Annotated in this window: 19 protein-coding genes, 1 tRNA gene and 1 pseudogene; 7 read left to right on the top strand and 14 right to left on the bottom strand. The window is 39.9% G+C overall.

Going from position 1 to position 26,545, the window contains the following annotated elements; all coding sequences use genetic code 11:
* Positions 1 to 5: 5 nt before the first annotated feature.
* Together C9E88_RS03140 and znuD are read right to left on the bottom strand one after the other, a co-directional pair.
* Positions 6 to 1,472 (bottom strand): phospholipase D family protein, encoded by a 1,467-nt coding sequence (locus C9E88_RS03140; RefSeq protein ID WP_106984642.1) that lies wholly within the window; start codon positions 1,470 to 1,472, stop codon positions 6 to 8.
* 115 nt (positions 1,473 to 1,587) lie between these two features.
* The gene (znuD, locus tag C9E88_RS03135; protein WP_106984641.1) at positions 1,588 to 3,699 is read right to left on the bottom strand and encodes a zinc piracy TonB-dependent receptor ZnuD; all 2,112 of its coding nucleotides are present in this window, start codon (positions 3,697 to 3,699) and stop codon (positions 1,588 to 1,590) included.
* A gap of 145 nt (positions 3,700 to 3,844) precedes the next feature.
* Between znuD and C9E88_RS03130 the strand changes: the two genes are divergently transcribed.
* The 4 genes from C9E88_RS03130 to C9E88_RS03115 all read left to right on the top strand — a co-directional run bounded on the left by C9E88_RS03130 (position 3,845) and on the right by C9E88_RS03115 (position 8,117).
* Positions 3,845 to 4,624 carry a DUF4184 family protein gene (locus tag C9E88_RS03130; RefSeq protein ID WP_106984640.1) on the top strand — a complete coding sequence of 260 codons (780 nt, stop codon included), beginning with the start codon at positions 3,845 to 3,847 and terminating at the stop codon, positions 4,622 to 4,624.
* Positions 4,625 to 4,784: 160 nt separating this feature from the next.
* Positions 4,785 to 6,569, top strand: coding sequence for an aspartate--tRNA ligase (gene aspS, locus C9E88_RS03125; RefSeq protein ID WP_106984639.1), 1,785 nt, complete (start codon positions 4,785 to 4,787; stop codon positions 6,567 to 6,569).
* Between the two features lie 334 nt (positions 6,570 to 6,903).
* A complete protein-coding gene (locus C9E88_RS03120) occupies positions 6,904 to 7,779 on the top strand; it encodes a lysophospholipid acyltransferase family protein (protein WP_106984638.1) in 876 nt (291 codons plus the stop codon).
* Positions 7,780 to 7,898: 119 nt separating this feature from the next.
* Positions 7,899 to 8,117 (top strand): hypothetical protein, encoded by a 219-nt coding sequence (locus tag C9E88_RS03115; RefSeq protein ID WP_106984637.1) that lies wholly within the window; start codon positions 7,899 to 7,901, stop codon positions 8,115 to 8,117.
* Positions 8,118 to 8,268: 151 nt separating this feature from the next.
* On the opposite strand, the gene C9E88_RS03110 is transcribed toward C9E88_RS03115, so the two are convergent.
* Together C9E88_RS03110 and C9E88_RS03105 are read right to left on the bottom strand one after the other, a co-directional pair.
* Positions 8,269 to 9,291, bottom strand: a complete 1,023-nt coding sequence (locus tag C9E88_RS03110) for a glycosyltransferase (protein WP_155687854.1) — start codon at positions 9,289 to 9,291, stop codon at positions 8,269 to 8,271.
* Positions 9,292 to 9,506: 215 nt separating this feature from the next.
* Positions 9,507 to 10,487, bottom strand: coding sequence for a glycosyltransferase (locus C9E88_RS03105; RefSeq protein ID WP_106984635.1), 981 nt, complete (start codon positions 10,485 to 10,487; stop codon positions 9,507 to 9,509).
* A gap of 217 nt (positions 10,488 to 10,704) precedes the next feature.
* Here C9E88_RS03105 and C9E88_RS03100 point away from each other — a divergent pair, with 217 nt between their 5' ends.
* Complete coding sequence (locus C9E88_RS03100) at positions 10,705 to 11,589, top strand: glucosamine inositolphosphorylceramide transferase family protein (protein WP_106984649.1); 885 nt, start codon at positions 10,705 to 10,707, stop codon at positions 11,587 to 11,589.
* Positions 11,590 to 11,593: 4 nt separating this feature from the next.
* Here C9E88_RS03100 and C9E88_RS03095 read toward each other — a convergent pair whose 3' ends face one another.
* The 8 genes and pseudogenes from C9E88_RS03095 to C9E88_RS03060 form a co-directional block, all read right to left on the bottom strand.
* Positions 11,594 to 12,631: a glycosyltransferase gene (locus C9E88_RS03095; protein WP_106984634.1), complete on the bottom strand. Its 1,038-nt coding sequence runs from the start codon at positions 12,629 to 12,631 to the stop codon at positions 11,594 to 11,596.
* Positions 12,628 to 13,401 (bottom strand): glycosyltransferase family 2 protein, encoded by a 774-nt coding sequence (locus C9E88_RS03090; protein WP_106984633.1) that lies wholly within the window; start codon positions 13,399 to 13,401, stop codon positions 12,628 to 12,630. Before C9E88_RS03090 ends, C9E88_RS03095 begins: the two co-directional genes overlap by 4 nt.
* On the bottom strand, positions 13,398 to 14,153 hold the full coding sequence (locus C9E88_RS03085) for a polysaccharide deacetylase family protein (RefSeq protein WP_106984632.1): 756 nt from the start codon (positions 14,151 to 14,153) through the stop codon (positions 13,398 to 13,400). The genes C9E88_RS03090 and C9E88_RS03085 overlap by 4 nt, the downstream gene beginning before the upstream one ends.
* A complete protein-coding gene (locus C9E88_RS03080) occupies positions 14,153 to 15,181 on the bottom strand; it encodes a glycosyltransferase family protein (RefSeq protein WP_106984631.1) in 1,029 nt (342 codons plus the stop codon). The genes C9E88_RS03085 and C9E88_RS03080 overlap by 1 nt, the downstream gene beginning before the upstream one ends.
* A 140-nt stretch (positions 15,182 to 15,321) precedes the next feature.
* Entirely contained in the window at positions 15,322 to 16,227 is a 906-nt protein-coding gene (locus C9E88_RS03075; RefSeq protein WP_106984630.1) for a mitochondrial fission ELM1 family protein, read from the bottom strand.
* 71 nt (positions 16,228 to 16,298) lie between these two features.
* Positions 16,299 to 17,225 (bottom strand): branched-chain amino acid transaminase, encoded by a 927-nt coding sequence (locus C9E88_RS03070; RefSeq protein WP_106984629.1) that lies wholly within the window; start codon positions 17,223 to 17,225, stop codon positions 16,299 to 16,301.
* A gap of 18 nt (positions 17,226 to 17,243) precedes the next feature.
* Positions 17,244 to 20,003 carry a bifunctional [glutamate--ammonia ligase]-adenylyl-L-tyrosine phosphorylase/[glutamate--ammonia-ligase] adenylyltransferase gene (gene glnE, locus C9E88_RS03065; protein WP_106984628.1) on the bottom strand — a complete coding sequence of 920 codons (2,760 nt, stop codon included), beginning with the start codon at positions 20,001 to 20,003 and terminating at the stop codon, positions 17,244 to 17,246.
* 85 nt (positions 20,004 to 20,088) lie between these two features.
* Positions 20,089 to 21,368, bottom strand: a pseudogene (locus C9E88_RS03060) (sensor histidine kinase).
* A 1,042-nt stretch (positions 21,369 to 22,410) separates the two neighbouring features.
* Here C9E88_RS03060 and C9E88_RS03055 point away from each other — a divergent pair.
* Entirely contained in the window at positions 22,411 to 24,645 is a 2,235-nt protein-coding gene (locus tag C9E88_RS03055; RefSeq protein WP_106984627.1) for an NADP-dependent isocitrate dehydrogenase, read from the top strand.
* 81 nt (positions 24,646 to 24,726) lie between these two features.
* Here the strand turns inward: C9E88_RS03055 and C9E88_RS03050 are convergent, their stop codons facing one another.
* Together C9E88_RS03050 and C9E88_RS03045 are read right to left on the bottom strand one after the other, a co-directional pair.
* Positions 24,727 to 25,194, bottom strand: a complete 468-nt coding sequence (locus tag C9E88_RS03050; RefSeq protein ID WP_240627373.1) for a DUF3147 family protein — start codon at positions 25,192 to 25,194, stop codon at positions 24,727 to 24,729.
* A gap of 50 nt (positions 25,195 to 25,244) precedes the next feature.
* Positions 25,245 to 25,331 (bottom strand) — tRNA-Leu (locus C9E88_RS03045).
* 173 nt (positions 25,332 to 25,504) lie between these two features.
* On the opposite strand from C9E88_RS03045, the gene queA reads away from it, so the two are divergent.
* A complete protein-coding gene (queA, locus tag C9E88_RS03040) occupies positions 25,505 to 26,545 on the top strand; it encodes a tRNA preQ1(34) S-adenosylmethionine ribosyltransferase-isomerase QueA (protein ID WP_106984626.1) in 1,041 nt (346 codons plus the stop codon).

Here is a 26,545-nt window from a genome sequence, read left to right as displayed (position 1 = left end):
CAATTCTAAAAAGTAGATAACCCGCTCCATTCCATAAAACGGTATAAGGCATATTTCAGTTTAGATTCATCAGCATATTGACGATATGGCACACTCATTTGACGGCCATCTAAATTTGACCATGCACGATTAAAATACTGATTGGCTTGTGTAAATACCTGAGCATCACGCCCACCAATAACATTTAAATCTGTTTCCAAATTATAGTTTTTTAAATTGCGTGCAGTGAAATTTGCCGAACCTAAAATCAATTGAGTCGTATACATATCACGTTTTAACAGCATTTTACTGTGGCACTGCTCGCCTTGGGTATTGCACCAACGCACATCAATACCCGCATTGTTCAGCTCAGCCGCCACTGGCCGGTTAGGAATACCATTTTTAGTACGGCCAAACGCATCTTTATTTGGATCTAAGAGTACTCGGATTTTTACACCGCGTTGATGTGCTGCAATTAACTGTTGAATAATCTGACGCTCAGATAAATAAAACATTGCGATGTCGATTTCTACGCCAGCCTTTTGACTACTTTTAATCGAGTCCAATACAGCCTGATAAATCGCACCTTCAGTCAGCACTTGAACTTGCGGTAATGTTTTCGCCTCTTCAAATTCGCCCGTAATCACTGCCGGCAAATTGGCTTTCGACATTGCACCAACAGCTTGTTCTGTCTGCAGCACATCCAGTGCGGTTTTGCCTTGAACTAACAAGGCCACATTTGAATGGCGTGAGCTTCCATCATGTGGATTCATGGAACTAACTAAGGCTTTCCAACCATCAACCGTGTCCACCACCATAGTTTTACGATGATTGGCTTTAAAATTTAGAAGCTCAAAGTAGCTACGCAAAGTGATTTTTTCATTGCCAAATGGATTCGGCAACCAGCCTGATTCCGTGTTATTTCCCATTCCCTGACAACATAAATACCAAATGCCAGACCACGTTGGATTAGATGCACGCAATGGACTTAAATCGGTTTCAATCACATCAATCCCAACTTGGCGCAAGTCATGGTATTGCTCAGAATACACACCACCGTAAACGGTATTGATTGGATCAGTGATGAACTTAATTTCGAGATTAGGATTGTATTTACGCTTCTGAATAAGCGCATTCGTCAATTGTTGCATAAGCGCTTGATGCTGTACTTTAGAATCGCCTACTTGCTGATTAAACAAGAACATATCGATCACAATCGTGCTTTGCGCCTGCTCAATCAATTGAAGCATTTGCTTGAAAATTTGCTGATCTACATGTTGCTGACCTGTCGCATCAAGATAAGTTTGATCAACCAAAAATTCCACATTTGCATGACGTAATTTACCCGTGTAATCCAGCCCTTCTGGTAAAGGCTTATACATGTGATATACCGCGGAAGATAAATAGCCTAGCGCCAATAACCCTACAACCAGCCCCACATATCGACGTGTAGACCAATTGAGTTTACGGTGGATTCGCTCAAAAATACGCATAATAAAAAACCTAGTCCAATATGCTCAGACTAGGTATTATCCATTGATTTTTCAAGCGGATTTCTGTGATTGTATGCAATCAAAGGGCTATTGCGCACTCATGATTGCAACTCATTTAAAAGCCAAACTCTACGCCTACGCTAAAGTTACGGCCAACTTGTGGAATGGTCGATAAATACGATGCATGTGAATAAACTTGATCATCTAACAGGTTATTGGCTTTAAAATACACACGATAATCGTTGTCTTTGGCATATTGTCCTGCATACGATACGCCTAGGTTCACCATATTATAGCCTTGCGTCTCTTGCTCAAAGTCTGCAAATTTATCTTGCTTAAACACATGATAATACTCTGCTAAACCTGACCACTGATCCGTGAATTTTGCATCCACTTTAGTCCCTAAACGGCCTGAAGGTACGCGCGGTGCATTGGCGCCATCAATTTTACCTCGTACATAATCACCAAATAAGCTGACTTTATACAGATCACTCAGTTGATAACCTGTTTCCGCCTCTACACCATAAAATTTCGCTTTGTCTTGGGTATAGTCCACTAAGCGGAAGTTGTCGTGTGTCGCCGTTGTTGCTGCATAAATATAGCTGTCATACCAGTTGTGATATACATGTACATGGTAGTCCAACTTATCAGCTTCGTAATGTAAGCCCAATTCAACATTATTCGACTTTTCTACACCCAGATTTTCATTGCCACGTTCATAGGTATTAGTTGCAAAGTGTTTGCCATTGGCATACAGCTCTTGCGCCAAAGGCAAACGTTCTTGATGTGATGCCACAAAGGATAGTTTATAGTCTGGTGCAAATTCCCAGTTGACTGCACCTGAGTACGAAATTGCATAATCGCTAAAGTCTTTTTGTGTCGAATCAATATCAATTTTTTGCTGATCGGCACGTAAACCCAGTTCCACGTGGAAATCACCAAACTGCTTATGCTCTAAACCAAATAAGCTCCACTTTTCTGTGGTACTCGGATTCATCAAGGATTCTTCGCCTGAAATATTCAGCTTTTGGCGGTTATATTGCGTGCCTATCACACCTTCCCAATCGGCAATTGGGTTATGTACCAACTCTAAGCGTGCATCATAGCCTTTACTTTTAAAGGTGGTTAATACTTCACTTTCTTCTAACTCATCATGCTTATAGTCGGTATAACTCGCATGTGCACGAAGCTTTTGAAATCCTGCAAATGGTTCAGACAATTCCGTACGTAAATCATAACGCTCAGATTTTAAGTCAACCCAAGGCCCACCGTGCTCTTCTTCATCGTGGTCATGCGTATGACCACCTGCACCATGTGCGTCACAGTCCAACGCATCACCATGCGGATGACAGTTTTCATATTCATGACTATGCCCAGGCAAACCATACTGATCTTCACGATTACTATAAGACAGCCCGACAAAACCGCGATCATGAATCCATGATCCGCCAATATTTACGGTTTGGCCTTCGGCAAAAGTATTATCAACACGGCGTTCTTTTACAAACTCAGTGTGGGTTTCATGCTGGCCATTGCCCAAATCATGTTCATGGCTGTGCTCATGTACATAATCTGGCGCGATATAATTATTGGCTTTACGTTTTGAGCCTTCTACACGAATCGCAAATTGATCACCCAATGCAGCAGTGACCCCAGCACTCGCCAGCTTTTCATCACTACCTGAGTTATAGCGGAGACCAACTTGACCTTCGTAGCCTTTATCAGGCATTTGCGTTGGGATTTTTTGATCAGTGACATTCACTAAACCACCCACCGTGCCTGCGCTATACAGTAAAGTTGATGGGCCTCGAATGATTTCTACTTGTTTTGCCAAAATTGGATCAACCGTGACTGCATGATCTGGTGAAAGTGCAGAAACATCTGCGGTTTCAGAAGCATGCTGTAATACTTTTACACGTGGGCCATCTTGCCCGCGAATCACTGGACGGCTAGAGCCTGAACCGTATTGGTTTGAATACACACCAAGTTCATCAGCCAAAGCATCACCAATGGTTGTACCACGTTCAGCTAATTTTTTCTGACTGACAATATGATCAGCAACTGCAAAATCGGCAGCTGATTGTTCTAGGGGATGGGCTTGTACATGAATGGTATCGAGTTGTTGTACGGCCCCCTGCTTAGATTGGGTTAAAACTTCATCTGCAAATGCAAACGGTGCCATAGAGGCAAAAATAGATACGCTGATTAATTTCTTCTTGAATAGCATGCTGGCAGCTCAGGTAGATGGCTTTGTTTTGTTATATTATAACATTTCAATATTTTTTCAATAAAAAACATTTCTAAGCTGAGCTCTCAGCTATACTTTGACGCATTAGTCTTTTGATTTATTTTAAATAATTATATTTTAAATTATGCCCTTTACCATTTCGCATGCTGTCTTAGCACCGCCCCTCTCTAAATTAAGCGGTGGTCGTTTGCCCATTGCCGCCTTAGCCATTGGCTGTATGGTGCCGGATTTATTTCGCTTATTTACCAATGCCAATTATGATGGATCACATCAATGGTCGGGGCTCATTGTGCCTAATCTTCTCTTGGGCTTAATGTTTTGCTTGCTGTGGTATGCATTTTACCGACCGATGCTGTTTGCTTTTTTTGGTCTACATAAATCTCTCAATCTACACGGCCTCAATCAATGCTGTGGTTTTATTCTAAGCCTCATCATTGCCATTATTATCGGCACATCCACACACATCCTTTGGGATGGCCTAACCCATGTCGACTTTCGCACCTTTGCCTTTAAAAATATTTTACTGCAGCCTATTCAGCTCTTTGGTCACAGCTATCCGCTACACCGTGTTTTACAAATTGGCTTGTCTATATTAGCGCTACCTGTTTTAGCATGGATGATTTACCGCCATCACCTAAACCACCGTAGTAGCGTAATCGTCAATCGATGGACTAAAGTTTATGTCTACGCTCTAGGGCTACTGTCCTTGCTTGCAGGCTTTCTCAGCTATCTATATTTTGCAGAAAGCGTCTATTCTGATGCTTTTGTTCATGATCTCTATACTTATATTGGTAAATCGATTAATTATTTTTTTCGCGCATTTTTAGCTGTGTTTACCATCGGTAGCCTTATTTTTGTCATCCTTAAATCGACAACAAATATTTTTAAGCCCTCAGTTGAATAAGCACGATTTAAAATGATCAATGCAGGGAAATTTTACGGTTTTAAAGCTAAGCCCTTGTGACAAAATGGTCAAAAAGAGGCATAATCGCTGTTTCGAATAAAAGCGGTACGCTGTTTACGTATTCGCTGACCTTAACCCATATAGTTGGATTTCTAACGCTATGATGCGAACTCATTACTGCGGTTCTTTAACCGAAGCTCAAATTGACCAAACCGTAACATTATGCGGTTGGGTTCACCGTCGCCGTGACCACGGTGGTGTAATCTTCCTTGACATGCGTGACCGTGATGGTCTTGTTCAAGTGGTTATTGACCCAGATACTCCTGAAGCATTCGCAACTGCGGACAAATCACGTTCAGAATTTGTTTTAAAAATTACAGGTCGCGTACGTCGTCGTTACGAAGGCACTGAAAACGCAAATATTACCAGCGGTCAAATCGAAGTTCTTGGTAAAGAAATCGAAGTGCTTGCTGCTTCTGAAACACCGCCATTCCCATTGAATGACGAAAATACCAATATTTCTGAAGAAGTACGTTTGAAATACCGTTTCTTGGACATCCGTCGTCCAGAAATGTTAGATCGCTTACGTTTCCGTTCTAAATTAACCAACCTCATTCGTAACTACTTCGAAGACAATGGTTTCTTAGACGTTGAAACGCCTATTTTGACTCGTGCTACTCCTGAAGGTGCACGTGACTATTTAGTACCAAGTCGTGTTTCTAACGGTAGCTTCTACGCGCTTCCACAATCTCCACAATTGTTCAAACAGTTGTTGATGGTTGGCGGTATCGATCGTTACTACCAAATTGCGAAATGTTTCCGTGATGAAGACTTACGTGCTGACCGTCAGCCTGAATTCACACAAATCGACGTTGAAACATCGTTCATGAGTGACGATGACATCATGGATTTAATGGAACGTTTAACAGTTAAGATGTTCAAAGAACTTCTAAACGTTGAATTCGACAAATTCCCTCGCATGACTTATGCAGACGCAATGCGCGACTATGCATCTGACAAACCAGATATGCGTATTCCTTTGAAATTGGTTGACGTTGCAGACATGATGCAAGACGTTGAATTCAAAGTATTCGCAGGTCCTGCTAAAGATCCTAAAGGCCGTATTGTTGCGCTTCGCGTACCAGGTGCTGGCGCGCTTCCACGTAGCCAAATCGACGAATACACTAAATTCGTGGGTATCTACGGTGCGAAAGGTTTGGCTTACATCAAAGTCAACGATCTTGAAAAAGGTATCGAAGGTCTTCAATCTCCAATCGTTAAATTTATCGAGCCAATCGTACTTGATCTATTAAAACGCGTTGGTGCTGAAAATGGCGATATCGTATTCTTTGGTGCGGACAAAGCAAAAGTTGTAAATGATGCAATGGGCGCTTTACGTATTAAAGTCGGCCACGACATGAAGATGGCAACTTGCGAGTGGGCTCCACTTTGGGTTGTTGACTTCCCTATGTTCGAAGAAACTGATGACGGCAAATGGACGTCTGTTCACCACCCATTCACGCTTCCAAAATCAAGCGTTGAAGAAGTGAAGAACAACCCAGGTGCTGCATTGTCTGTTGCTTACGATATGGTATTGAACGGTACTGAAATTGGCGGCGGTTCACTTCGTATCTTCAACCTAGAAATGCAAAAAGCGATCTTTGAAGCGCTTGGCATTGGTGAAGAAGAAGCAGAAGAGAAATTCAGCTTCTTGCTTAACGCGTTGAAATTCGGTGCGCCTCCTCACGGCGGTTTAGCATTCGGTCTTGACCGTTTAGTGATGTTGATGACTGGTGCATCTTCAATCCGTGACGTGATTGCATTCCCGAAAACTAAAACTGCGGAATGTCCTCTAACTCAAGCACCTGCGCCAGTTGAAACAAATCAACTACGCGATCTTGGTATTCGTTTACGCGAAAAACCAAAAGCAGAAGAAGCTAAATAATTTTTTAAATCCTTCTTTTTCTCCCTTTTGAAGAAATATTAAGAAGGAATGAAAAAACCCTGCCAAGTGCAGGGTTTTTTTATTCCTTCTAATAAATTTAAGATCGAATCACACATCATAAAACCGAAAATTTGGTTTACTTTGCTAATTCTAAATGTAAATCCCTACGTTATGATGCCAAGCCTAATCATGCAAAATTGAAACCCTCAATTGTTCATGAATCATTTTATTTTGTTTTAAAGCTTCTGATCATTTTCATTCTTGAATACAACCAGTCCTCTCTTAGCAAAATTATTTTCATCCGCTTGCTCTACTTTTTGAGATCGACAACCTGATGTATTTCATTTTTAAAATCATCTCTGCCCTGCCTTTAGGACTGCTACAAACTCTCGCCACTGTCATTGCATTATTTCTTTATTATTCCAATTCATCCATCAAACGCATTACTGCAATTAATATTCAACTGGCCTATCCCGAATTATCTCCGACATTACAACAGCAGTTGACGAAAGAAAGTGTGCAAAGCCAATGTCTGACTTATATTGAATTTATTAAGTGCTGGGGCATGCCACCAAGCTTTAGTCTAGGCTTAATCCAACACATCCATGGAGAGAGCGTTTTAACCGAAGCACTGGCGACTAAAAAAGGTGTCATTGTCGTCGTTCCGCACTTTGGCTGCTGGGAATTGCTCAACGCATGGTTAAATGTACATACCAAACCGATGATTATGTATAAACCCAATAAAAATAAAGGTATAAATCGCTATCTATTAGAGGCAAGAGAAAAATTTAACGCAACTTTAGTGCCTACAAATGAAACTGGTATACGTGCTATTTTTAAACATTTAAAGCAAGGTGGCTTAACTGTTATTTTACCCGATCATTTACCCAAGCCTTCTGGTGGCATTTACGCTGATTTTTTTGGACAAAAGACCTTATCCATCACGCTCGTTTCTAAGCTAGCTGCAAAAACACAATGTAAGGTTATCGGCTTAAGCTGTATTCGCAATCCCGACTTGAAAAGTTTTGATATTCACTGTCAGTACCTACCTGAAGACATCAACGCTCATGATTTACAGCACTCTGTAACGAGCCTAAATCTTGCAATGCAGGAGATGATCAATCAAGCACCAGCACAGTATATTTGGTCCTATAAACGCTTTAGAAACTGTTTGGGTGATATCAATATGTACAATAAGAAAACCATGTAAATTCGATGCAAGTTTGTCGCTATTGTTTTGGCATAGTGTGGATTAGTTTTATTCAATTGAGATCAATTTTCAACAGTGGCATAATAGCAATCTCTTAGATTGTTGCTGTGTATCTCCCTATGGCTATGCGTCCTGAAGTTCGCCGTCGTGCAATTGTGTTAATTGTATTTTCAATCGTGCAATGGATTTTCATGCGCTACATCGTGGATAACCAATTATTTAATTTAACAACCTATAACCGTATTGTGATTTTTTGTGTCAGTAGTTTGGCTGGCGCTTTTGCTATTTTTGTCGCGCTGATCTATATGGTATTAAAGGGTAATGCAGATAAAGAATAATTATTGTTTTGGCTTATGTATTTTCTAAGCCTAGATCATTCACATAAGCTTTTTTAAGCATTTCTTATTGAATAAGCCTTGAACACACATTCTGTACATTAGCCCCTTCTGCAATGAGCCAAAGGGGCTATTTAGCGAAAATAATAAACTGTTAAGCGGCCTGTACTTTTTGATCCGATAAACTTTTATATGCATCAATATATTTTTGCGCAACGTTATTAATATCAAAACGGGCTGATTCAGCTTTCACTTTTGAAAACTTTTCATTGAATTCATCATAGTTTAAATAAACTTGATTCAATGTTTGAGTCAGCTTTTCTGCATCATCTTCAATAATAAAATCATCACCTAATACTTCACGATGATTCGCTGTATCTAATGCAAAGACCATTTTACCATAATAAATGCCTTCAATGAGTGCTAATGAAAAGCCCTCTAATCTTGAAGGTAAAATTTGCAAATCTGAGCTACAAATATAATCCCAAGGATTATTCACAAAGCCAACTAATTTAACTTTATCTGCTACATTTAATTTCTCAATTAAGTCTTTAAGTTCTTGCTCATAAATACCTTGTCCCAAAATATATAAGCGATAATCAAAATTGACCTGACTTAAAGCTGTAATGGCCAACTGCCAATTTTTATGTTCTTCTAGTCTTCCCACGCCAACAATATTAAAAACATCATTGTTTAGAATTTTTGTAGGATTTTGAAACTTAATACCATTTTCTATCAGAATATTTTTTTTCGCATTACAAAGTTTCAGTGTTTCTGGTGAAATACCCACGCAGATATCCGCATATTTCATACGCTTCTTAACAAACCAATTATGCTTCGTAAATACCAAAGGAATTTTTTTGGAGAGAAATATCTGACAATATTTCATAATTTCGAGCATCTTTGTATTATGACAATGAATCACATCAGGATTGATATTTTTTAAAATTTTGGCAATTTTATATAAATAGAAAATATTATGACGATTTCGGTCCGTTTCAATATCAACAAAATTCACAGTATCTTCAATATAATCTGTAATTTTATTCCCTTGAAAGTCGAGAGTATTGGCCAGTAAAAAAACCTCATTACTTTGACTCATCGCATTACACAAATCTACGCAGACTTTTTCTGTACCGGCAAACTCAGTAAAATATAAAATATGGACGATTTTCAACTTTTCATTCTCATAATAAGTTTTGCTTAATTCAGCTACCAAAGCTGTGTGAAGCTATTTTATACAAAAATAATACAATAAGCTTAATTTAATCTTATTAATTTATAAATATTTATTTAGCAAGAAATACATTACAATACAAATAGATACATCACACGACTGACTTAAAAATTTTCAAACCAGCCATATGTAGATAATATAAAAATGAATAAGAATTAAATAAGGGTTTGATATGCCTCTAAGTAGCTCTCTGCCATTTTTTGAATGCTAAATCTGTCTTTAGTAGACTTAACATTTGCAAACTCAACTACAAACTCATCATAGTTCTTATAAACTTCAGTAATTTTAGAGCGCAAAGCTTCTGCAGTACTGTCAAATTTCAAAGATTCTGGCAAAATTTGTTCACAAATCCCTGTATGAGATGAAATCATCAATGGCGCATAATAAATTGCATCAATTGCGACAAGACCATACGGCTCAAAACGTGATGGAATAATATGCAAATCACAACTGTACAAAACATTATTAATTTGGTTGCTAAAACCTTTTAAAAATACTTTTTCTCCCAAATTTCGTTCTTGAATCAACTGTTGTAAATTATTCTTTTCTTCGCCCTCGCCAAAGATATGACATTCAAAATCAAAATCCACAGAAGAAAGTGCTTCAATTGCAATATCAAAGCCTTTCATCTTATCTAAGCGACCTGTAAGCGCAATATAAAATTTCTCAGGACGCTCAATTTTACTTGGCGCTTTATAAGCCATACCATTTTTAATAATAATTGATTCTTGTTTTAAAAGTTGTTGCGTATCTTCTAAAATCGCTACACACAGATCAGCAAGATTATATTTTTTCTTATATTGCAAGGTGTGCTTTGTCGCAATAATCGGTATCTTTTTTTTCAAAAAAAATTGAGCATATTTCATGATCTCAATTTCCTTTGTATTGTGACAATGAATTATATCTGGAGATATTTTTTCTAATAACTTAGCTGTTTGATATAAAAATAAAGGATTATGACGATTCTTTTGAAAATCAAATTCTATGAGCTCTATCTCGTCATCAATATAAGGCTTAATCTTTTCATGGCTCAAAAGACAGACCTGATGTTCTTTCACCATCTCATTACATAAATCCACACAGACTTTTTCCGTGCCCGCAAACTGAATCCAATGTAACGTATGAAGAATCTTCATCTATCTTCCCAAAATTGTATTACAGCTCAATTATTTTCCATACAGACTTAGGCTATCCGCCCATAGTCAGATCAAAATAAAGCTATAAGCACTCATAAAATTTAAAACAACACGATACTACTGATGTAAAAGCCGAGCTCAACACCAATATTTTACTGAATGAATATCATACCTAATGTAGAATTAGATAAATAGTATTATGTCTTTACACAGCTTTATGATGCGCACAATTTTAAAGAAATGGTATAAATTTCAACAAAAGCAACATGCTAGAAAATTTGATTCTCATTGGTACATGCGTTTTGGCTGGTTGCAACAACCATTAAAACATCAAGAACAGCTTAAAACACTTTTTGAAATTCACTCACCGCGCAAATTTACATTTGCTGATTGTTTTTATGCGCAAGATAATGATCGACATTTCATTTTCTTTGAAGAAGTCGACGATATCCATCCTGTCGGTTTTTTATCAGTTCTGGAAATATTTAAAGACGGCACTTATACCGAGCCACAAACCATTCTAAAACTGGACTACCACCTGTCTTATCCATGTGTTTTTCAGATTGAAAATGAATGGTTTATGATTCCAGAAACCAGTGCCAATAAAACTGTTGAACTTTGGAAATGCACTGACTTCCCTTTAAAATGGGAAAAACATAGCAATTTATTAGAAGGTATAGAGGCTGTAGATACGACGCCATTTTTACATAATGGCATGTGGTATTTATTTACCTCAACCCGTCGAAATTGCAAAAAATTTGGTGATCGTTTAGATCTTTTTATGACTGAAGATCTTTTAAATCCAAACTGGCAAGAGCATCCACAAAACCCTGTCTGTAAAGGCCATCAACAATTCCGCATGGCTGGAAAACCATTTAGCTATGATGGCAAACTGGTGCGCCCAAGCCAAGATTCACTAAAACGTTACGGCGGCAATATTGAGCTTAAACATATTGTAGAACTCAGCCCAACCACTTACAAAGAAGAACTCTTAGAAGTGGTTCTACCAGATTGGAATCCACAAGATGATGGCTGTCATACCATCAATGCTGAAGGCGACTTTGTGGTACTCGATGCGATTCGCTTAACAGCTAAAAAGTAAATACTTATGCTGAGTGCAGCAAATCCTTGTAAATTTTCAGGGTTTGCTGTGTCATGGCTTCAACTGTGAGTTCTGCTTTTGCCTTTGCAAATAAAGGCGAAAATTCTTGATCGGCGACATTTGACAGCGCCTGCTGAATTGAGACATTTAACTGCTCAGCATTGCCAATCTCCGCCAAATATGGCGCAGGCAACCACTCAATCACACCATTCACTTTGGTCGATGCCATCGTTTTATCCGCTTGTAGCGCTTCCACCATGACCAATGGAAAACCTTCTCGGTCTGAGGACAACACCACAGTATCCGCTAGCTGGATTAAGTCACGTGCATCTGTACGAAAGCCAAGAAAGGCAACTTGAGACTGCATATTTTGCTGCTGAACTTGCGCCTCTAAAGACGTCCGTAAAGAACCATCCCCCACAATCCATAAGTTAGCATCAATCCCCTGCATTGCCTCAATCAACAAACTGATATTTTTAACTGGCTCCAAACGTCCAATGCACATCACCAGCTTTTTGGATCTATCCATGACCGGATACGCTGCATAAATATCGGCTTTTAGCTGGTCTTTCTGTTGTTCTGATAGCGCAGGCTGTGGATATACACCGTTATACACAATATGCGCTTTATGCGCGGGGATACCTTGTGTAAGCGCTTGGCTGACTGCAATGACCGCATCACCAGCAGCATAAATGGCTTTATTTTTTTTGGTGCCATGAACTGTCGTAACAAACTTGACTAGCTTAAGCCAGCCACGAATTTTAGTCATCAGCTCAGCAGCTTTACCCGCCTGCGCATGCACAATATCCGGCTGAATTTGATTAATCAGGCTTTTGAGTTGCCACAGCAAAAATATATTCCAGCGACTGCGAGCAAAATTCACCGGATGAAAATGAACCTTTTCATTGAATTTATCGGCATAACACGGATGCGCCAAAATATGCACTTCATGCTGTAGCGACATTTCATTGACTAAGTTGAAGCTATGCTGCTCCAAACCGCCTATACCGCCACTGGTTGCTAGAACTTGTACAATTTTCACGGTTGATCCTGTTTTTTCTTGGCTGCATTTTGATGCTGCTCAAAAAGCTTTGCCTCTTTTAAAAAGGCATAAAAAGCATTAATCATGCTGTTTACGAAACCGCGCCAGCCATTCAAGCAACTACGACGGATAAAGTAGGACTTTAAGAAAGTTACCGGCATGACCAAACTTAATTTTAACAAACTCGGCTTTTTGCCCTTTTGGAATTTTTCCGCTGCTTTTAAGTTTGAGTACTGATTATTTTTTTCTACTTTGACAAAAATACTCGATTCTCCGTAGTGATAAATATCGCCTTCCGCTTTGACACTTTGACCATCCACAATTACATTTTCGTGGACTTTATTTTCCAGGTCATATTGGCCTTTGCTTTTACGGAAAAAACGTACTTTGGCATGTTTTTTCGTATGCTTGCTGTTCGGCACCCCTAAGAACACATCATTAATCGGGGTAATCAGCGCATCAATTTGATTGGCTTGAATGGTCTGTTCAATTTCGGCTTTTAATTCTTTCGATAGAACTTCATCACCATCTAAATTCAGCACCCAGTCATTTTTGCATTGCGCCAAAGCCAAGCTTTTTTGCGCAGCATAACCCTGCCAGTCTTGATGTGAAATACGCGTATTGGCAAAAGACTGCGCAATTGCATAGGTATCATCGGTACTGCCAGAGTCTAAAATAATCACTTCTGAAAAATCTTGCACGCTCTGCAAGGTGTCCTGCAGCCAAGGACCGCAGTTTAAAGTTACGATATAAACACTGCATGGAATCATAATTTATAACGTCCTTTCGCTAAGGCAATACGCATTTGTAAGGCATTCATTGCGCCATGTGTACTTACGCGCGGAATATTAAATTGGTTCGCCGTGCTGATGTGTTCCACTTTTTTACGTGTAGACACCGCATTTTTAAAGCCGATTTCTTTGGCCATTTGCTGATGCTTTTCATTAAAACGGCCAAATGGATACGCAAAGCTTGGACATTTACCAACAATTGCTTCCACATCTTTTTTAGATGCGTGCATTTCTGCAAATGCCTGTTCATCTGACAGTTTCAGCAAATTTACATGGTGCTGGGTATGTGCGCCAAATTCAATCACGCCTGAATCTGACATTTCTCGGATCTGCTCAGGGCTTAACTTTTCAATACCTTCAATTTGTGTAGCCAAATAAATTGTCGCTTTGGCCTTATATTTTTTTAGTAACGGATAGGCATATTCGTAGTTATCTAAAAAGCCATCATCAAAGGACAGTGCAAACACATCTTTTTGTCCTTCATACTGATCAATTTCAGAGACAAAGCAGAATTTGGCATTCTTACTGACTAAATACTGTAGCAACTGCTCGAACTTAGCAGGAGGCATATTCATACCCGAAGCCTCTGCATTTGGCGTGACTTGATGTAGCATCACCACACGCGGAATATGTGCAGTACGTAATGGTGGCAACCAAAAAGTGTAGTTACCCAATACATAGAGTACGGTGGCCAGTAGCACTAAGCCCGCCAACACATAAAGAATCCACATTAAGCATATACCTCGTGTGACCATTCATAAGCTTCAGACAACGGCTGATCAAAAGTAACTTCAATCATAAACTGGGTAATACGTTTTGCATTAAAACTACTGCGGGTTTTATTCCAGCCTGCTTCTGCAATTTTCTTCGCTTCATCAGGATGTCCGGCATAGTGCTTAATTTTTGCCGCCAAATCATGTTGGTCATCAAAATAAACCACTTCTTGCTCTGTATAGAGCTGATCGAAGCCTGGAATACGCGGGCTAAATGTTAATAAGCCATTGCCTGTGAGCTGCACAATTCGGTCTGAACTGTATAAGGTCACGTCGTTTTTACGTGAATAATTGAGACCCATACGCGATTCTGACAGCACTTTATAATAGCCTTTGCCATATACGCCCGGTTGCTCAAAACAGCCATAATACTGATATTGAATACTGTTTTGAGTTAAGGTATCTGCCAAATCTTTTAAGAATTTCTCACGGACTGGTTCTTTATACACCACGCCACAGAAGATAAATTCTTTATCAATGCGCGTAGATTCAAATTGTTTTAATACTTCAACATTGCGATGACCGACGTTCGGCATATAAGCAGTTTTTAAATGTGGTTGCTTTAATTTTTTCAGGTATTCGCCACCTGTAGTACAGAAAATGGCATCTAAATATGGCGAAAACTCACGAACAAAACCTAACTTCTGCTCTAAGTACAGTGGATCGACATACCAAAAAGCAATTTTAGTTTGAGGAAATTGCTGTTTGATATCGCGTAGCACAGTCGGACTCATCAAGTCACTGTGACCCACCAATACGAGATCGGGTTCAATATTATTCACAATCTTTAAAATTTCTTTATTGGCCCAATTCGCACCGAGTTTTTTCGTTTTAAAAATCGTGCCCATACGCGCCATATCGCGGAAACTGAAATCATAAACAAAGTGTCCGTTTTCAATTAAACCAGCGGAAATTTTACGGTCAGTGCAATAAAAATGTGCACCCTGTTTATTAAATCCAAAATTCGCGATATGTAAGATTTTCATAAATCACTCAAAAACAATCTGCTATCTGCCTATTCGGCATATTCTAATATTCAGTTTAAAAGCATAGCATAAAGCAGTTTTGACAACAGTAGCTTAGTGATTGCTTTTCTACGCTAAGCCATTGAAATTCTGTATATGAACTATTTCTCGTTATTGTCCTGTGCTAAAAGCTTCTGCGCGACGATCGAAGCTTCTTCAAAAGCAACAGCCTCAGTGAGCTCTTTAAGATTAAACCGTGCAGAAACAATTTTTTTATCTAACAAGGTATCTACAGATTTCACAATTCGATCCGCTTTTAATCGATCCATCGAAATCACACCAACTTTACACCCAGCAGTTAGCGCCTCATAAATCATGGAAACGCTATCTTCTGTAACCCAAACAGCCTCAGCTTTTTGCATTTCTTCAAAAATCCAGCCTTGCGGTGTCTGCTCTACAGGAAAAATGTGCAATTTAGACGCATAATCCTGCCGTTCCAATTCAGCCAAAAACTCGGCTGGTGTACGGCGTGAAGTCGTTAAAATAATCTCGGCTTGTGCATTATCAGTTACGATATTTTGAATTGCATTTAATACTTTTTCAGCATTCCACTGATGACGTTTCGATGAACCGCCCAAAGCAATCAGAATACGGTTTTGCACATGACGCTGTTCATTCACTATCGGGTTTAATGCACCTTGACTAAGTATCACGTTGCCAGTTTCTGCAACGCCATCATGTGCAGGAATAATCACATGATTAAACCAGCTGAATGGGAAATTCGGCTTCATTAAAATCACAGTTTTCGCCTTTGGAAAAACTTTGCCTAACAGTAAAACACGAAGCTGGGTATGACTGCCCACCCCAATAATATAATCAGGCGCTTGACTGAATCCTACAAACTGCTGCTTTCCCCATACCGCCAGCAGACTAAAAACGGGCAACTGATCGATTGCAACCTCTTCAAAACTGACGTCTTCTGTGACTTGTCTTTGCAGTGCTTTGAATAAGCCTACAGCTTGCGAACGGTGCCCTGCTTTTCCATCACTCACATAGACAATATGCATTGAAAATCCTGTAAATCAGCCAATAAAAAAGGCGAAACACCTGTTTCGCCTTTTCATCTTAACCGATCAGCTTATTTTACGTAAGTTAACCAGTGTGCATATTTAGGGTCTTTACCCTGGACTGCATCGAAGTATGCTTTTTGGATTTGAGTCGTGATTGGACCACGTACACCTTCACCAATTTGACGATCATCGTATTCACGGATTGGCGTTACTTCAGCAGCAGTACCAGTGAAGAATGCTTCATCAGCAATGTAGAATTCGTCACGTGTAATACGGCGTTCTACAACATCATAACCCAAGTCTTTCGCAATGGTGATAATTGTTTGACGCGTAATACCGTCTAATGCACCACCAGCGATATCAGGAGTATGAATCACACCATCACGTACCAAGAATACGTTTTCGCCAGAACCTTGGCAAACGTAGCCTTGCGGGTCAAGCAACATTGCTTCGTCATAACCAGAGTGCGCTACTTCTTGGTGTGCAAGAATAGACAATGTGTAGTTACCAGATGCTTTTGCTTTACACATGGTCACGTTAGGATGGTGGTGGGTAAATGATGAAGTTTTAACGCGGATGCCTTTCGCCATCGCTTCTTCACCAAGGTAAGCACCCCAGCTCCATGCAGCGACTACAGCATGAATGGTGTTGTCAGTTGCCGCAATACCTAGTTTTTCCGAACCAATAAAGATAATTGGACGCAAGTAGCAAGATGCCAGTTTATTTTCACGAACCACATCAATTTGCGCTTGTTCTAGTGTTGCCTGATCAAACGGAACTTTAAGTTGATAAATTTTCGCAGAATTTAGTAGACGCTTAGTGTGTTCTTTTAAACGAAAAATCGCCGTTCCATTCGGAGTTTCGTAAGCACGGACACCCTCAAACACACCCATACTGTAATGTAATGTATGTGTTAATACGTGAGTTTTCGCCTCACGCCAATCAACTAATTGTCCATCTTGCCAAATAAAACCATCACGATCAGCCAAATTCATGACCTAAACTCCAAATTTTTATACACAGTCATTTTTATCCAAGGCAAACATTGCACTCGGATCGATTAATCTTTGCCATAACTTGCAAACGACCTCTCGGGTATCGTGCCAGTCCGTCGCATTCACTTGCATTGATTGATTTGCAAGGGCTAAACGGTGGCTCTCGGCGCGTTCGCGAAGATAAGCTTGAATCAATGCTGTCGCATCGTCGCTGGATAAGCGACTTGCTTTTGCGGCGTCTTCAAGGATTCTTACATTGTCGGAGTAGTGAGCGAGATCAGAATTCGTTCCACTCCATGCTAATACCACATACTGTGCCATAAATTCGATATCAACGATACCTCCTGCGTCTTGTTTTAAATGAAAAATTCCATCTTTTTGTTGTTCTTTAGAAGAACCTAAATGGTCTTTCATTTTTTGACGCATTTTTAAAACTTCAGCACGTACGTTTTGCTCATCACGTGGTAGGGTCAAAATCTGACAACGTAGTTGCTCAAATTTTTGACGCAATGAAGGCTCACCCGCAATCGAACGCGCACGTACCAATGCTTGATGCTCCCACACCCATGCGCTCTTAAACTGATATTGTTCAAATGCCTTTAAGCTGGTCACCAGCAAACCTGCCTCACCTGAAGGTCTTAAACGGGTATCAATTTCATAGACCCGACCATCTAAGGTTTGCGTGGTCATCAAAGACATAAACTTCTGTGCAACACGCATTGCAAACTCAAAGCCACTAATCGGTTTCAAGCCATCGGTATCAGCTTGCTCATCCATATAATGAATAAACACTAAGTCTAGGTCTGAGCCATAACCCAGCTCAATGCCACCAAGTTTGCCATAACCAGCAACAGCAAATGCAATATGGTCTAGAGCACAGCGCTGACCCTCTGCATCCACTGGATATCCATGTTTTTTAGCCACAATTTGATAAGCCAAATTCAAGGTCGCTTCGACTGAAACTTCCGCAATATCGGTTAAGGCATCAGACACTTTCATCAATGGGCTTTCCGCCAACACATCGCTGGCAGCAACTGTTAATACATTGGATTTTTTAAATAAACGCAGTACACGCATTAAATCTTCAACATCATCCAGTTCAATACGTAATAACTGCTGACGAAGAGAGTCTTCTAAATCTTTGCGCTTTGGAAGTTCAAAGTCCATAGATAAGAACTCATCTAACAGTACTGGATAATGCGTCAATTCTTCACATATCCATGGGCTCACCGTAGCCATCTTCACTAAGCGTTGTAATGCACCCTTACTCTCAATCAACATCACCAAATACACCGTACGGCGCATAACTGATTCAACCAATGGCATCAGTCGCTGTAAAGCAACCTGCGGATTATCTGACTGAATCACCGCCTCGACCAAATGAGGCCAGAATGTTTTTAATCGTTGTACCGCTTTAGCAGGCAGTTTTTTTAAAGCATGTCCATGCCAAAACTCATGAACCAAATTTTTAGCATTATCATCCAGTACATCATTCAACTGCTTTTCCAGCTGCGCAAAACTTTCAACCAATGGATCGGGTTCTTTTTCTTTAATCAAATGCTCAAATTGATAAATCACCCGCGCACGTTTGCTGTTGAGTACGCGTAAGAAGCCCTCCCAAGTTGCATAACCCAAGGTATCCAAAATACGCTGACGAGGCTCATCTTCATGTGGCAAAGACTGCGTTTGCTGATCATTTAAGGCCTGAATTGCATGTTCAATTCGGCGTAAAAAAAGATATGCATCTTCTAATTCTTGCACTGCGGTTATATCGAGTAATCCGACCTCACCTAAATGATGCAAACTCACCAAACACTGACGGTCTTGTAATTCTAATTTTGAACCACCGTAAATCAGCTGAAAAACTTGTACGATAAACTCAACTTCACGGATACCACCAGCACCCAGCTTGATATCATCTTCAATATTACGGCGTAGCACCTCGCGCTCAATCATGCCTTTCATTTCACGCATGGCTTCAAAAGCGGTGTAATCCACATATTTACGGAATACAAAAGGTCGAGTCATCTCCAGTAATTCGTCACCTTCTTGCCCCCCAGTCACAATACGCGCTTTGATCCACGCATAACGCTCCCACTCGCGCCCATGCTGGCTTAAATACTTTTCTAAGGCCACATGACTAATGGCCAAGGCAGAGCCATCCCCCCAAGGACGTAAACGCATATCTACGCGAAAAACAAAACCATCTGCAGTAATTTGATCCAGCAAATAAATCAGTTTTTGTCCCCACAAAATACAAAATTGCTGTACATCAATACACTTACGACCGTTGGTTTCGCCTTGCTCATCAAAAGCAAAAATGAGGTCGATATCACTGGATAAATTTAGTTCTTGAGCACCCAGCTTGCCCATAGCAATCACAATCAAATCTTGAAGCTTGCCGTTATAGCCAATTGGCTCACCATGCTTTGCCACTAACGGCGCATAAGCAAATTTTTTCGCCATACAAATGGCAATATCAGCAAAGTCTGAAAGCTCTCTGGTCAGGGTAATGACATCAGTAAGTTTGTTGGCATCTTGCCAAATCCAGCGAAACATTAAACGCGCACGCAAAATACGCATTTCCCGCATCCATACTTGTTCATCTTGAATTTCGCACAGTGCAACTTCAACAAATTCTTGTATTTTTTCGGTGCTTAAAGGCAATAAAAATTGGTCAATTGCATAATCTTGTTCTATTAAATTGCGATGGATTCCCAACACTTGCTCTGCATATTGGCTAGCACGTAAGGTCTTCTGCAATTGTTCCACATTCATTTGTTAACCCATAAGCCTATTTTTTTCTAGTTATATCAGCTGCACATGGCAAATGGGGAAAAATTTAGCGTTAATTTAGCCTCAATTATAATTTTACTTCAGCAATCACTTTAGACGTATGCTCTACATTTAAAACTTGATGTGCACTGGTGGCCTTTGGCAAATTAACCACAAAAAGGGTGCCTTCTCCTTCTTTAGAATGTGCGCTGATTGAACCATGGTTTAAGTCGACAAAGCGCTTACACAAAACCAAGCCCAAACCTGTGCCTTGTTCTCCCGCTGTACCTTTAATACTCACTTTGATCTGTTGTTCAAATATATTGGCAATTTGGTTTTGAGTCATCCCTAAACCCGTGTCTTGAACGGTGAAACGAATAAATTCATCTCGCTCTTCTGCACGTAAAATCACTTTTCCAAAGCCATCAGTATTGGTGAACTTCAATGCATTCGAAACCAAGTTTTGCACAACCGAGGTAATCATATTAATGTCGGCATTCACCTTCAGCCCTGTAGGGATTTCATTTAAAAGCTGAATATTTTTTTCACAGCCAAACTATTTAAAACACTGCAGACAATTTTGGCAGACTGATTTAAATCAAAATTAATTGGGTGGTATTCAAAACGCCCGCCTTCTGCCATGGCCCAATTGAGCAAACTTTCCAGCAAGTTATAGGTCGATTGGGCTGTATCACATAAATAATCAGCAATATTTTGAATACTGGATTCATCTAAGCTATCACGCTCTTGCGCCAGCACTTCAGAAAAACCTAACAAGCCATGAAAGGGTGCTCGTAAATCATGCGCAATAATTTGAAAAAACTTGGTTTTACTAAAATTCAATGCTGATTGTTGCTCATACATTTCTTTTAATTCAGCGTTTTCAATTCTTAGTTTTAATACGCTCAGTAGGCTTTGCACAAATTCAGCCACGATTTCCAATTGCTTGCGGGTATATTCTATTGTGTGGTCATCAAATAATAAAACTGTACCAATGCTTTGTTGTTCATCTCTTAAATGAAATGCAACCAGTCGCTGATGTGCAACCCCTAAGCTATGCACATATTGAGAAAACGCAGGATAGCATGCATGTTGCTGATCAATGAGACAATTTTCTTCTTCAAAAAACCGTTCTAATTGCTCATTTGAGTCCGCTAAAAAAGCTTTTACACCATCATCAGAACCATACCAAATATAGGGTTCATTTTTAAATGCCAAAATGCCACTTTCCATGCCTAAAATACTGCGGGCAAACTTCAAAAAATCGGCAATTTTATTATCATCCGTATAAACCCCCATCAACAAAGAGAGCCTACACGCGCCCAGCTGTTCCGTCTGTGCACCTATTTCTAATAAGTTTATTGCCATAGACTTCCCTCTCTTGAATTGACTAAATCCGCAAAACCGAGCTTTATACTCTACGTAATTAGCAAGATTACACATACATAGCAATAACAAAAAACAACATTACGACCAAAGGAATGTATTTAGGCCTTAATTTAATGTTTTTAACTTTTATGATTTAAAATACATATTTGAATTTTCTAAAAATAGTTTTGAACATTTTTCAAATAATTCATCACAAGCAAAAGCCTACTGAACGCCTCCAAGGGGCTATTTAAAGTATATTCACCCCTATATTTTACAGATTGATTACATTTAGTTTTTGTATTTTGTTATTTAAATCACAATTTTTTACCTATAGTGGGTACTTTACATTTCATCTAATCTATTCATTTCACAAGCAGATAAAAAGTAAAACTCTCATCAAAATATCGATCAATCTGTATCACTTAAAATCACACTTTTTTTGCAATTGTTTACAATTTTAGCTCTTCAAAACAGCGCTAACCACTATTGACTAACAACCTTCCCCAACTTCACTCTAAATCTAAGACCTAAAACAATACATTCCTTTTGTGAATAGAAGGAAAGAACAAGTTCCCATCAATAGAATGAAATCGAACAATTGTATGCCCGCAGTTTTTTTTATTTGCAACTCAGCGCGAAGGCCTATTTCTGTTTGAGGTTTTAAATCCATTTCAGTGAGCATGATTTAACATGATAGCCAAACTGGCTGAAGTTTTTTTTAATTTGGCGCTAGGGTCAATAGCCATTCTATGTAAATAGTGGTATATCTAAATTTAGGCGTTCTTGTCCCAAACGCTTTTCAAATCTTGCCTTTTATTGGATTGTTTAATTCAATTTCAATTTCTCACAAAATATTTGTGCGAAAAATAGTCATTTTTCTGTATTATTTTTCAGCGAAATGACGTCATCACTGTATCTATCGTTGACTGAAATGCGATGAGCACCGATACTTTCATAGTTTTATTTAAGCAAATCGGTTCGAAGGGGCTAAGTCATAAGCTCGGCCCTCAAAAACACAATCTCAAGCAAGGGGCTATATATGGCTGGTGGAAAGTCAACTATCATTTACACACTGACCGACGAGGCGCCATTATTGGCGACATACTCACTGCTACCGATCATTGAGACCTTTACTAAGCCTGCCGGCGTTGAAATCGTTAAACGCGATATCTCTGTAGCATCACGTGTGCTTGCAGAATTTTCTGACTTCTTAAGCGAAGAGCAAAAGGTTCCAAATAACCTAGCAGAGCTTGGCCGTCTTACTCAAGATCCAGACACAAACATTATCAAGCTACCAAACATCAGTGCGTCTGTAGGCCAATTGACAGCTTGTATTAAAGAGCTTCAATCTAAAGGCTACGCTATTCCGAACTACCCGGAAAACCCAGCGACTGAAGAAGAGAAAGAAATTAAAGCACGTTACAGCAAATGTTTAGGTTCTGCTGTAAACCCAGTGCTACGTGAAGGTAACTCTGACCGTCGTGCACCTGCTGCTGTTAAAAACTATGCGAAAAAACACCCGCACTCTATGAGCGAGTGGAAGCAATGGTCACAAACTCACGTGTCTCACATGGATGAAGGCGACTTCTACCACGGTGAAAAATCTATGACACTTGACCGTGCGCGCAATGTGAAAATGGAGCTCATCACTAAGACTGGTGAAACGATTGTTCTTAAGCAAAAAGTTGCGCTTCAAGACGGCGAAATCATCGACTCTATGTTCATGAGCAAGAAAGCGCTTTGCGATTTCTACGAAAAAGAACTTGAAGACTGTCGCGAAGCTGGCATCTTATTCTCATTGCACGTGAAAGCGACAATGATGAAAGTGTCACACCCAATCGTATTTGGTCACTGTGTTAAGATTTACTACAAAGAAGCTTTCGAAAAACACGGCAAATTGTTTGATGAACTAGGTATTAACATCAACAATGGTATGGCTGGTCTTTACGAAAAAATCGAAACTCTTCCGACTTCTGTACGTGAAGAAATCATTGCTGACCTTCATGCTTGCCAAGAGCACCGCCCTGCGCTTGCAATGGTTGACTCTGCTAAAGGCATCACAAACTTCCATTCACCTAACGACGTAATTGTAGATGCTTCTATGCCTGCAATGATCCGTGGTGGCGGTAAAATGTGGGGTGCTGACGGCAAACCTTACGACTGTAAAGCAGTAATGCCTGAATCTACATTCGCACGTATCTACCAAGAAATGATCAATTTCTGTAAGTGGAACGGTAACTTTGACCCACGTACTATGGGTACAGTGCCTAACGTAGGTTTAATGGCTCAAAAAGCTGAAGAATACGGTTCACATGACAAAACTTTTGAAGTTTCTGCTGCTGGTGTTGCAAACATCACGGATATCGAAACTGGCGAAGTGTTGATGTCTCAAAACGTGGAAGAAGGTGATATCTGGCGTATGTGTCAGGTAAAAGACGCTCCAATCCGTGACTGGGTAAAACTTGCTGTAACACGTGCACGTAACTCAGGCATGCCTGCGATCTTCTGGCTTGACCCGTACCGTCCACACGAAAACGAATTGATCAAGAAAGTTCAAACTTACTTACTTGACCATGACACTGATGGCCTAGACATCCAAATCATGTCTCAAGTACGTGCAATGCGCTACACACTTGAACGTGTTGCTCGTGGTCTAGATACAATTTCTGTAACTGGTAACATCCTACGTGACTACCTCACTGACTTGTTCCCTATTATGGAATTAGGTACATCTGCGAAGATGTTGTCTATCGTGCCATTAATGGCAGGCGGTGGTATGTACGAAACTGGTGCGGGTGGTTCTGCGCCTAAACACGTACAACAGCTTGTTGAAGAAAACCACTTACGTTGGGATTCTTTAGGTGAATTCTTAGCATTGGCTGTTTCTTTAGAAGAAATGGGCATTAAAGAAGACAACGCTCAAGCGAAACTTCTTGCGAAGACTTTAGACCAAGCAACTGGCAAACTTCTAGACAACGACAAGTCTCCATCACGTCGTACTGGTGAGCTTGATAACCGTGGTAGCCATTTCTACCTTGCAAAATTCTGGGCTGAAGCACTTGCTGCTCAAGACGAAGATGCTGCACTTAAAGCGAAATTTGCTCCACTTGCACAAGCACTTGCTGAAAATGAAGACAAGATTGTTGCTGAGCTTGCAGAAGTTCAAGGCAAATCTGTTGATATCGGCGGTTACTACGCAATTGATACAACAAAAGTAAATGACGTAATGCGTCCAAGCTCAACTTTAAATGCTGCACTTGCTGCTGCTCAATAAGTTGATGCTGAACTAACCTACGTTAGTGATGTAAAAAACCAGCGCTTCGGCGCTGGTTTTTTATTGGCCTACTCATTTTTATCACATTAAATGTATGCCAAAGCGTTGCAATACCAGTGACCACAAGAAAAATAATACTATCGTCACCAGACAACAAATTCCCAAAGTCAGCCAAAAACCACAGCGAACATATAGCATCGGAAAGAGTAAAAACATTGGCAAGGTCGGCACCACATACCAAAAGGTATACCATGCATGATTTGAAATTTTCTGTGGATCTTGATGTTCCAATTGCATCCAAATGAGCACAAGAATGGTGATCATCGGAAGTGCTGCTATCAACCCTCCCATACGATCGCTACGCTTTGCCACCTCTGAAATCAACACGATGACTGCTGCTGTCATGGCATATTTTGCAACCAACCAAAGCATTTTAGGATCCTTTTTCAACAATGAATGACAGGCCTTTGTCATTATTTTAAACCCGATACATTCAATATGATTTCTTTTTTCATTTAAATGCACAACAGCATCTTTTTTAATTTTCATACAGCCAATAAAAAACCCCAAGACTTTAAGTCTTGGGGTTTTTTGAATCTTGGTCCCGGGGGTCGGACTCGAACCGACACATCATCTCTGATAGTGGATTTTGAATCCACCGCGTCTACCAATTTCACCACCTCGGGAATGAAGGCTATAATACGCTGTTTTCAAACACTGTCAACACCACAAAGACACAATTGATTATTTTTAACCCAATGATGATTTTTTCGTCTTAAAATTAAGCAAAATCAGCGCTAAAATCCAAAAAAGCATATAATAGCTCTTATTCAATCCCCTATTGTTTTAAGCACAAACCATGCAACTTTCAGATTTCAGTTTTGATCTCCCAGATGAGCTTATCGCTCGCTATCCATTAGAAAATCGTACCGCTTCACGCCTTTTACACCTCGACACCACGGGGCAATATCATGACCATTGCTTTACCGACATTCTCGACCTACTCAATGAAGGCGACTTATTGGTTTTAAATGACACCAAAGTGATGAAAGCACGCTTAAAAGGTAAACGTGCAACAGGTGGCGCAATTGAAGTATTGGTTGAACGTATTTTAGATCCACAAACTGCTCACTGTCATATTAAAGCCAGCAACACCCCAAAAGAAGGTGCTGAACTTTTTATTGGCCCAGATGAAGTAAAAGTGACTGTTAAAGGTCGCCATGAGAATCTATTTGTAGTTGAGTTTTCACAACCTATTTTACAAGTATTAGATTTATACGGCGCATTGCCAATTCCGCCTTACTTTAACCGTGAAGCAGAAGCCATTGATACCGAACGCTACCAAACTGTATTTAACGACCCAACTAAACTTGCGTCTGTTGCCGCTCCAACGGCGAGCTTACACTTTGATGAAGCACTGTTAGCCAAACTCAAAGCCAAAGGCGTACAAACAACATTTGTGACTTTGCACGTGGGCGCAGGTACATTCTTACCAGTACGTACAACAGATATTGAAAATCATATTATGCATAGCGAATGGTGTGACGTATCTGATGAATCAATGGCTTTAATACGCGAAACCAAAGCCCGTGGTAATAAAGTGATTGCTGTAGGTACAACTGCAACTCGCGCAACAGAAAGTGCAGCTCAAGCCAATGGTGGCGAGCTCAAAGGCTGGACAGGTGATACACAAATCTTTATCTATCCAGGCTACGAGTTCAAAGTAGTTGACCGACTTATCACCAACTTCCATTTACCTGAATCTACCCTACTCATGTTGGTATCAGCATTGTCTAACCGCGACAATATTCTTAATGCCTATAACCACGCTGTAGCAAGCAAGTATCGTTTCTTTAGCTATGGCGATGCCATGCTGATTGACAACATCAACCTAAAATAA

This window comes from Acinetobacter cumulans, assembly GCF_003024525.3.
Taxonomy (GTDB): domain Bacteria; phylum Pseudomonadota; class Gammaproteobacteria; order Pseudomonadales; family Moraxellaceae; genus Acinetobacter; species Acinetobacter cumulans.
The sequence above is the reverse complement of the archived record's forward strand: the minus strand, read 5'-3'. Positions and strand labels throughout refer to the sequence as shown.